Below are 8632 nucleotides of genomic sequence, written 5' to 3' on the forward strand. Positions count from 1 at the left end.
CCCCCCCCCCGCCCGCCCCCGCGCCCGGCGGCCCCCCGCCGCTCCCGCCCCTGCCCCCGGCTGTTTTCCTTCCCCCCCCCCCCCCCCCCCCCCCCCCCCCCCCCCCCCCCCACTACACCAAACCTGCAGCGCTCCCTTCTTTGCCCATACCTGCGAAAATGCCCGGATGTCCAACGCCCCCACTACCGCGTTGCTCGCGGTCAATCTAGGCACGCCCGAGACACCCACCGCTCCTGCGGTGCGGCGCTATCTGGCCGAATTCCTCAGCGACCCCCGCGTGGTGTCGATCCCGGCTTTGCTGTGGAAACCGTTGCTATACGGGTTGATCCTGCCGCTGCGCAGTGGCCGCTCGGCGCAGAAGTACGCGCAGGTCTGGCTGCCGGAAGGCTCGCCGCTGGCGGTCCATACCCGGCGCCTGGCCGAAGCCATGCAGCAGCAGCTGCCGCAGTGGCGGGTGCGCGAAGCCATGCGCTATGGCCAACCGGCCATGCTGTCGGCACTGGACACATTGGCTGCAGAAGGCGTGCAGCGGATCGTGGTGCTGCCGCTGTATCCGCAGTACTCGACCACCACCACCGCCTCGATCGAAGACCGCGTGCAGCAATGGCAGGCGCGCAATCCCAAGGTGACGGTGCAGACCATCCGCGACTACGCCGACGACCCGGCCTGGGTCGCTGCGGTCGCCGCCTCCATTGCCGACTACTGGGCCGAACATGGCCGCGGCGGCAAGCTGGTGTTCTCCTTCCATGGCATCCCGCAACGTCTGGCCGATGCCGGCGACCCCTATCCGCTGCGCTGCGAAGCCAGCGCCAAGGCTATTGCCGCTGCATTGGGCCTGACCAGCGATGACTGGGAGCTCGCCTACCAATCGCGATTCGGCCGCGAACGCTGGCTGCAGCCCTACGCCGAGCCGCGGCTATGGGAACTGGCCGAAAGCGGCGTCAAGACTCTGGACGTGGTCTGTCCGGGCTTTGCCACCGACTGCCTGGAAACCCTCGAAGAAGTGCAGATGGGCTTCACCGAAACCCTGGCCGAGCGTGGCGCACGCATGCGCTACATCCCCTGCCTCAACGACAGCTCTGCCCACGCCAGCGCGCTGACAGCATTGGCGGCGGCGCAACCGGCATGAACGCACCCCCTTTTGAACTGCAGCTCGATGGCATCCGCGTCGCCGGCCTGCGCGCCGGCAACCCGGATGGCCTGAAGGTCCTCGCCCTGCATGGCTGGCTCGACAATGCGGCCAGCTTCCTGCCGCTGGCCGCACAACTGCCGACGCTGGACCTGGTGATGGTCGACCTGCCAGGCCATGGCTATAGCGACCACCTGCCGCTGACCACGCCATACACCACCCCGCACGCCATCGTGCAGACCCTGGCCATTGCCGACGCGCTGGGCTGGGACCGCTTTGTATTGCTGGGCCACTCGATGGGCGCGGCGATTGCCAGCCTGATCGCCGCCGTAGCCGGTGAGCGGGTGCAGGCACTGGTGTCGATCGAGGCACTCGGCGGGCTGACCGCACCGGCGGGCGAAACCGTGCAGCGGCTGCGTACCTATGTGGACGCGATGCTCAAGCTCGACGCCAAGCAGCTGCGGGTGTTCCCCAACCTCAGCGCGCCGGTACGCGCGCGGATGATGGTCAACCAGCTCAGCGAAGCCTCGGCACGGCTGCTGATCGAACGCGGGGTCAAACCCGTCGACGGTGGCTGGAGCTGGCGTAGCGATCCCCGGCTGATGCTGCCCACCGCGGTGCGCATGACCGAAGAACAGGTCTGCGATGTGGTCAGCGCCATCCTCTGCCCGGTGCAGGTGATCTATGCCACGCCAGCGCAGGCCTACTTCCCGGAACCGGAACGCAGCCAGCGCGCGGCGCTGTTGCCGGATGGCCGCCTGCACACCCTGGCCGGTCATCACCACGTGCACATGGATGACCCCGAGGCAGTCGCGGCGATCATCCGCGACTTCATCGCGGCGTTGCCCGACGCCAGCTGAATATCGAACCCGATACAAACGGCAAGGGGTTCAGTAGTGAGAGCGGCAGCCGATAACCCCGGCATTGCCGTAATCGAGAAGATGTCCCGCAGCCCCGCAACGGGTACTGCGCGTCCCACCATCGCATGCCCCCCCGCCCCGCCCTCCGGCCCGGTGTCATCACCGGCCTGATCCTGCTCGCCTGCTGGCTGGGCTGGACCACCACCAGCGTCGCCGCACTAGGCCACCGTCCCAGTGGTGACGAAGCTGCGGTGACCGCGCTGGTGGATGGACTGCGTGCGCGGGGACAACTGCCTGCAACGACCGCGCCGTTGGCAATCCGATTGAACACGCCCGCCTGCGCCTGCGAGCAAGGCGAACAGGCCTGGCAGCAACTCAGCGCCGCATTGCAGGCACAAGACGCACACGCCATCGCACTGAATACCGCCGCCGACTATGAGCTGCTGGTACTGGCCGCCGATGGCCGCCCGCTCTATGCCGGCCCCTTGCAGCCTTCCGCGCTGGCCTGTGGTCGCAGCGATGCCGCACTGGCCGACTGGCTGCCTGTGCTGTTGGCCGAGCACAGCCCACCCCTGATCCTTCCTCCCCGCTGTTCCTGTTGAACAGGAGTTCCCGATGTCCACTCGCCCCCACGCCACGACGCCACCTCCCGACGCCTATTACACGCAGCTGGCCTGCGCGGCGGACCGCTTGTTCCTGTATTTCGGCCTGATCCTCGGCCTGGCGTCGTTGGCGCTGGCGCTGTGGTCGGGGCAATGGCTGCCGTTCTACGCGGTCAGCCTGCCCTCGTTGGCGTTGATGGCGGTGCAGATCAAACTGGCGCCGGGCAGCCTGCTCAGCCGAGTGACTGTGGCGTTGGTGTTGATGGCGCTGGTTGCCGCCACCATCCAGCAGGCCAATGGCCTGGTGGAAATGCACTTCGGCGTCTTCGTGGTGATCGCGCTGTTGCTGTACTACCGCGATTGGATCCCGGTAGTGGTTGCTGCGGTGGCAATCAGCGTGCATCACCTGGCCTTCTACTGGCTGCAGACGCGCGGCCTGCCGGTGCGCGCCTTCGCAGCAGGCAGCGGTTTCAACATCGTGCTGCTGCATGCGCTGTACGTGGTGGTTGAAACCGCCTTCATCAGCGCGATGGCAGTGCAGCTGCGCCGTCAGGTAATGACCTTGGGCGCAGCACCGGCGCGACTGCGCGCGATGGTGGACGCAATCGCCAGCGGGGAAAGCAGCGACGCCATTGGCGCCGAAAGTAGCTTCGCAGCAGGCACCTTGGCCGATGGTGTGCTGCGCATGCGCACCCAGCTTGAGCAGAAACACCAGCAGGAAGCCGCACTGCACCACGAGAACACCCAGATCCGCGCCTCACTGGATGCCTCGCGCACCGGCATGATGATTGCCGACAACGAGCACATCATCCGCTACGTCAACCGCTCGGTGGTGGCCCTGCTGCGCAACCAGCAGGACACCTTGCGCAAGGCCTTCCCAGACTTCAACGTCGATACCTTGGTTGGCAGCAGCATCCACCGCTTCCACGCCAATCCGGCGCGCATCCGCGGCATGCTTGATCAACTCAAGAAGGTACACAACGGCCAGATCACGATCGGCCCGGTGCATTTCAGCCAGGTGGTGACGCCGGTCTTCAACGCCGATGGCAGCCGCAGCGGCTTTGCAGTGGAGTGGCATGACCGCACCCAGGAACTGCTGCTGGAAAGCAACGTGGCTGATATTGTTGCCGCCGCCTCGGCCGGTGCGCTCGACCAGCGCCTGCAGACGGTGAGCGAGGCCGGCTTCATCCAGACGCTTACCACCGGCATCAACCAACTACTGGAGGTTGTTGCCACCACCACCGGCGAGCTGCGCACGATGTTGTCGGCGCTGGCTGCCGGTGATCTGGATCACCGTGTGCGCGGCAACTATGCCGGTGACTTCGAGGCGATGAAGATCGACGCCAACCTCACCGCCGAACGCTTGACCGGCATCGTTGGCCAGATCAAACAGTGCTCGCTGGCAATCAACACCGCTGCGCACGAGCTGGCAGCGGGCAATGACGATCTGTCACGCCGCACCGAGCAGCAGGCCGCCAATCTGGAAGAAACCGCTGCTTCGATGGAGGAGCTGACGTCGACCGTGCGCGAGAATGCAGCCTCGGCACGTCAGGCCAATCAGCTGGCAGTTGATGCGGCTGATGTTGCCGCACGCGGCGGCGATGTTGTAGGCCAGGTGGTATCGACGATGCGTGCGATCGAGCTGTCGTCCAAACGCATTGCCGAAATCATCGGCGTGATCGACGGCATCGCCTTCCAGACCAATATCCTGGCATTGAACGCTGCGGTGGAAGCCGCGCGTGCCGGCGAGCAGGGGCGTGGTTTCGCGGTGGTGGCATCGGAAGTGCGCAGCCTCGCACAGCGCTCGGCCACCGCCGCACGCGAGATCAAGGAACTGATCGGCGACTCGATGGGCAAGGTGGATGATGGCGCGGCGCTGGTCGCACAGGCTGGCAGCACCATGAGCGAGATTGTCGGCTCGGTGCAGCAGGTCAGCGATATCGTCGCGCGGATTGCGGCGGCTTCGCAGGAGCAATCGGTCGGCATCGAGCAGGTCAATCACACCGTCGTGCAGATGGATGAAACCACCCAGCAGAATGCAGCTTTGGTGGAAGAAGCCAGTGCGGCTGCGCGTTCGATGGAGGAGCAGGCTAGCGCGTTGGCGGAGGCGGTTTCGGTGTTCCGGTATTCGACCGAAACAGAAGTGATGCGGCGGGTTAGTTGAGATCGCTGTGCCAACGACAGCGAGATCAAAAGCAGGCGCAAAAAAGCAAAAATAGAAGAGAAAGCAGAAGCAGAAGCACCGCTCCCTAGCCCTCCCCTTGCCTGCGGCAAAGGGAGGGGACGGATCATGCACTTGGCGATTGTCTCGACGCTTGCAGCGCCCGCTTGTCTCCCTCCCTTTGCCGCAGGCAAGGGGAGGGCTGGGGAGGGGTGCTTTTGGCTTTTGGCTTTTGGCTTTTGGCTTTTGGATTTTGGCTTTTGGCTTTTGGCTTTTGCTACTGCTTTAGCCCTTCTCCCGCTTGCGGGGGGAGAGGGGCAGCTTGCGAACCACAGGTTCGCTGCCCATCGAACGCCCTTGCGCCAGCGCAAGGGCCGGGGCGCGGAGCGAGGGTTGGGATGAGGGGGCGCTTTTGATCCTGCCGGTAAGGCCCCTGCCGAGCATGGCTCGGCACTACAGCGGCCTGCTTTGGCTTTAGTCCTTCCCCGCTCGTGGAGCGAGGGGGAAGCTTTTGGCCTTGGCGTTTAGCCTCAGCCCTGCGCCCGCAGCAATTGATGCAAGGTGCTCTTCAACCTGCGGCCTTCCTCACGCAGGTAATCGCGCTCATCCCGCCACGCAGGAAAACGCGCTTCCACTTCCGCCCAAAACACTGCCGAGTGATTGGCCTGCAGCAAATGACACAACTCGTGCACCAGCACGTACTCGAACGCTGACGGTCGCGCCAATACCAAAGCAAGATCCAAGGCCATCGAACCATCCGGCGCCAATGATCCCCATTGCGAGGACATCACCTTGGGCCGCAGCCGTGACGGTGCACGCGCCAAACCCGGCAGATAACGTGGCAGCCATTGCCCAACATCGGCACGCACCTGCACTTCATAGAATTCACGCAGCGCACGCCGCAACGCAGGCTCGCCTGCACGTGCCGGCAACTGGATCGTCACCACACCCGCATCCACCTCGATGCGGGTAAACCGGCCTTCCTGCCACTGCACCGGCAACAACTCGCCGCGTAAAGGCAGCACACCGGGCTCGCGCAGGCGCAGCGCCGGTGCCAGCAAACCATCGCCACCCAGCCGCGCCAACTGCTGTTGCAACCATTGCCGGTTGGCCTGCAGGAAGCGCTCGCCGGAAACCAGGCTTGCCCGCAGCGGCAAGGTCAGCCGTGCACCGCGTTCGTCCACGCTGAGTTTGAGCCGACGCGCGCGCGGATCACGCACGCGCAGCACTTCGATCTCGGCGTCGTCCAGACGCAGGCGCACCGTGTCGCGCTGGATCACCGGCGCGGCAGGGGTCATCAGACGGCGAAGCAGACTAACCATAAGCCCAGCATAGTCCCTACCCGGTTACGAAACCGGGTAGGTCAGCAACGGGTTCAGCTATCAGCCTTGCTCAGCTTGAATGCCTGCTCCAACAACAGGAACAGTCGGCGGATTTCGCCGCTCTGCAGGGCGAAGCGAGCATCCAGTTCGGCGCGACGGCCTTCCTCGTCGATGTGCTCGAGCTGGTCCAGCGCGCCATCGAGGAATTTCAGCTTGCGCACGATCAGGTCGTCGCCGAGTACGAAGGACAGGTTGTCCTCGAAGATCAGCGCCAGCTTGGTCACCTGCTTGCCGGCATCAAGATGCTTGTCGATCTCGTCGCAGCGCAGTTCCTGGTGCTGGCACTTGACCACCGCGCCACCTTCGGCCGGGTCCTTCATCTCGCATTCTTCGCCCAGGCTGAAGCCTTCCGGCAGCGGCTCGCCAGCGATCCACGCAGTCAGGATGGCGCGCGGTGCGACCTCGGCGTTCAGCGGCATCGCCGGGAAGCTGCCGAGCATGCCGCGGATATCGCTCATCACGTTCTCGCCGGTCTTGCGGCTGGAACTGTCGACGGCGACGTAACCGTGCTGCAGGTCGAGGAAGGCATCGGTGCGCGAGCTCTTCACGAAAGCGCGCGGCAGCAGCTCATGCAGCAGGTCGTCCTTCAGGCGCTTGCGCTCACGGCCGCCGGGCTTGCGGCCTTCCTTCTCTTCGATCTCTTCCAGCTTGCGCTGCAGCAGATCGTTGACCACCACGCTGGGCAGGATCTTGTCTTCACCGCCGACGGTCAGCCACAACGCATCGCCGAGGCGGTGCGAGAACTGGGTCTTTTCTTCACGACCAAACGGCGAGATGAAGCCGCGCGAGGTCATTTCCAGCGCGCCGACCGGCTTGAGCACTACCTGCGGCAGCAGCGTGTCGACTTCGGAAAAATCAATGGAGGTAGGGAAACGGAACAGCGTGAGGTTCTTGAAAAACATGGATGTCCTATTTCGTATTCATGGTTCAGGGCCTTGCTCCTCCCTGCGAGAGAAGCTGCTCCGAAGAGCTTGCCGCCATCGAGGCGGGCGGATGAGGGTGATGCGCAGTGCTTGGTTTCAAACCACCGTAGCACTGCCTACCCTCATCCCAAGCCTTCTCCCGGCGGGAGAAGGGCTGCTTGATCTTGCTGCTTGTCGCCACCTGCGAGCCAGGCCTGTGGATCGGACGCCGGCGTCTGTTCATTGCGACCCAGCGCCATGAAGTCAAACAGCTTGGGATCAGCCAGCTGCGAGGGACGGATGTCGCCCAGCGCGCGCGAAATCTGCTCGATGCGGCCGGGCGTGTCCTTTTCCCATTGCTTCATCATCAGGCCAACCTGTTTGCGCTGCAGATTTTCCTGGCTGCCGCACAGATTGCACGGAATGATCGGGAACTGGCGGGTGTTGGCGTACTCGATGATGTCCGCTTCGCGCACATAGGCCAGCGGGCGGATCACCACATGCTTGCCGTCGTCGCTGCGCAGCTTGGGCGGCATGCCGGAAATCTTGGAATGGTGGAACAGATTCATGAAGAACGTGGCCACCATGTCATCGCGATGATGGCCCAGCGCGATCTTGGTGAAGCCATTGGCTTCGGCATAGGTGTATAGCGAGCCACGGCGCATGCGCGAGCACAGCGAGCACATGGTCTTGCCTTCCGGGATAACCCGGCTCACCACCGAATAAGTGTCCTGTTCGATGATGTGGTACGGCACGCCTACCGAAGCCAGGTATTCCGGCAGCACATGCTCGGGGAAACCCGGCTGCTTCTGGTCCAGGTTCACCGCCACCAGTTCGAACGGCACCGGTGCCTTCTTCTGCAGCTGTAGCAGGATATCCAGCAAGGTATAGCTGTCCTTGCCGCCGGACAGGCAGACCATCACCTTGTCGCCGGCCTCGATCATGCCGAAGTCGGCAATGGCCTGGCCTACCTGGTGACGCAGGCGTTTGCCGAGTTTCTGGTGTTCACGTTCGGCCACGTGCGGATCACGGGCCCGCGGGGCGGGATCGGGCAGGGAAATGACAGCGCTCATCCGCCCATTCTACCGGGTGGCAGCGTTCCTCACGTGGTCAGCGGCAACGTGTATGCTCGATCCCCGTGGAGACCATGACCCCCGAGCAGATCAGCCAACGCATCGCCGTCCTGCGCGCCGAACACCGCAGCCTGGACGAAGACATCGCGCGCCTTGCCGCCAACCCGGACGACGATCTGGAGGCCAAACGGCTGAAGAAGCGCAAGCTGCAGCTGCGCGACTGCATCACCAAGCTGGAAAGCATGCTGATCCCGAACGAGCCAGCCTGAATGCGGCGTAGTGCCGAGCCATGCTCGGCAGGGGCGTTCCAAGGCAATCCATCAACACCGCAGGGCTTGTGGGAGCGGCGTAAGCCGCGAAGCGCGGCAGCGTTGAAATCACCGGCATGCCTGCACCCTGATTGAGCAGTGGCTTGGCCGGGGTAGCCCCCGCCCCCAAAACCCGCGCGAGGGTTTTTGGGGCGGCCCAGAGGGCGGCGGGGGGGGGGCCGCGCCCCCCCCCCGCCGACGGCGCGCACCCCCCG

8 protein-coding genes are annotated in these 8632 nt (G+C 64.5%); 5 read left to right on the forward strand and 3 right to left on the reverse strand.

The window, feature by feature from the left end; genetic code table 11:
• Positions 1-166: 166 nt before the first annotated feature.
• From hemH to ACVOMB_RS20250, 4 genes are all read left to right on the forward strand, one after another.
• Entirely contained in the window at positions 167-1129 is a 963-nt protein-coding gene (hemH, locus tag ACVOMB_RS20235; protein ID WP_481532827.1) for a ferrochelatase, read from the forward strand.
• The gene (locus tag ACVOMB_RS20240; RefSeq protein WP_481532828.1) at positions 1126-1989 is read left to right on the forward strand and encodes an alpha/beta fold hydrolase; all 864 of its coding nucleotides are present in this window, start codon (positions 1126-1128) and stop codon (positions 1987-1989) included. The genes hemH and ACVOMB_RS20240 overlap by 4 nt, the downstream gene beginning before the upstream one ends.
• 125 nt (positions 1990-2114) lie before the next feature.
• A complete protein-coding gene (locus ACVOMB_RS20245; RefSeq protein WP_481532829.1) occupies positions 2115-2591 on the forward strand; it encodes a hypothetical protein in 477 nt (158 codons plus the stop codon).
• Between the two features lie 13 nt (positions 2592-2604).
• Positions 2605-4755: a methyl-accepting chemotaxis protein gene (locus tag ACVOMB_RS20250; protein ID WP_481532830.1), complete on the forward strand. Its 2151-nt coding sequence runs from the start codon at positions 2605-2607 to the stop codon at positions 4753-4755.
• 527 nt (positions 4756-5282) lie between these two features.
• Here ACVOMB_RS20250 and ACVOMB_RS20255 read toward each other — a convergent pair.
• The 3 genes from ACVOMB_RS20255 to ttcA all read right to left on the reverse strand — a co-directional run bounded on the left by ACVOMB_RS20255 (position 5283) and on the right by ttcA (position 8109).
• Positions 5283-6074, reverse strand: coding sequence for a M48 family metallopeptidase (locus ACVOMB_RS20255; protein ID WP_481532831.1), 792 nt, complete (start codon positions 6072-6074; stop codon positions 5283-5285).
• 53 nt (positions 6075-6127) lie between these two features.
• Positions 6128-7036 (reverse strand): recombination-associated protein RdgC, encoded by a 909-nt coding sequence (locus tag ACVOMB_RS20260; RefSeq protein ID WP_481532832.1) that lies wholly within the window; start codon positions 7034-7036, stop codon positions 6128-6130.
• Positions 7037-7179: 143 nt separating this feature from the next.
• The gene (gene ttcA / locus ACVOMB_RS20265; RefSeq protein WP_481532833.1) at positions 7180-8109 is read right to left on the reverse strand and encodes a tRNA 2-thiocytidine(32) synthetase TtcA; all 930 of its coding nucleotides are present in this window, start codon (positions 8107-8109) and stop codon (positions 7180-7182) included.
• A gap of 74 nt (positions 8110-8183) precedes the next feature.
• Between ttcA and ACVOMB_RS20270 the strand changes: the two genes are divergently transcribed.
• A complete protein-coding gene (locus ACVOMB_RS20270) occupies positions 8184-8378 on the forward strand; it encodes a YdcH family protein (protein ID WP_481514344.1) in 195 nt (64 codons plus the stop codon).
• The last annotated feature ends 254 nt before the right edge of the window (positions 8379-8632 follow it).

The organism is Stenotrophomonas sp. STEN018 (assembly GCF_056760235.1).

Coding starts and splice junctions, on each gene's coding strand:
- ACVOMB_RS20260 (WP_481532832.1), bottom strand. CDS start 7,036: ATGTTTTTCAAGAACCTCACGCTGTTCCGTTTCCCTACCTCCATTGAT.
- ACVOMB_RS20245 (WP_481532829.1), top strand. CDS start 2,115: ATGCCCCCCCGCCCCGCCCTCCGGCCCGGTGTCATCACCGGCCTGATC.
- hemH (WP_481532827.1), top strand. CDS start 167: ATGTCCAACGCCCCCACTACCGCGTTGCTCGCGGTCAATCTAGGCACG.
- ACVOMB_RS20250 (WP_481532830.1), top strand. CDS start 2,605: ATGTCCACTCGCCCCCACGCCACGACGCCACCTCCCGACGCCTATTAC.
- ACVOMB_RS20240 (WP_481532828.1), top strand. CDS start 1,126: ATGAACGCACCCCCTTTTGAACTGCAGCTCGATGGCATCCGCGTCGCC.
- ttcA (WP_481532833.1), bottom strand. CDS start 8,109: ATGAGCGCTGTCATTTCCCTGCCCGATCCCGCCCCGCGGGCCCGTGAT.
- ACVOMB_RS20255 (WP_481532831.1), bottom strand. CDS start 6,074: ATGGTTAGTCTGCTTCGCCGTCTGATGACCCCTGCCGCGCCGGTGATC.
- ACVOMB_RS20270 (WP_481514344.1), top strand. CDS start 8,184: ATGACCCCCGAGCAGATCAGCCAACGCATCGCCGTCCTGCGCGCCGAA.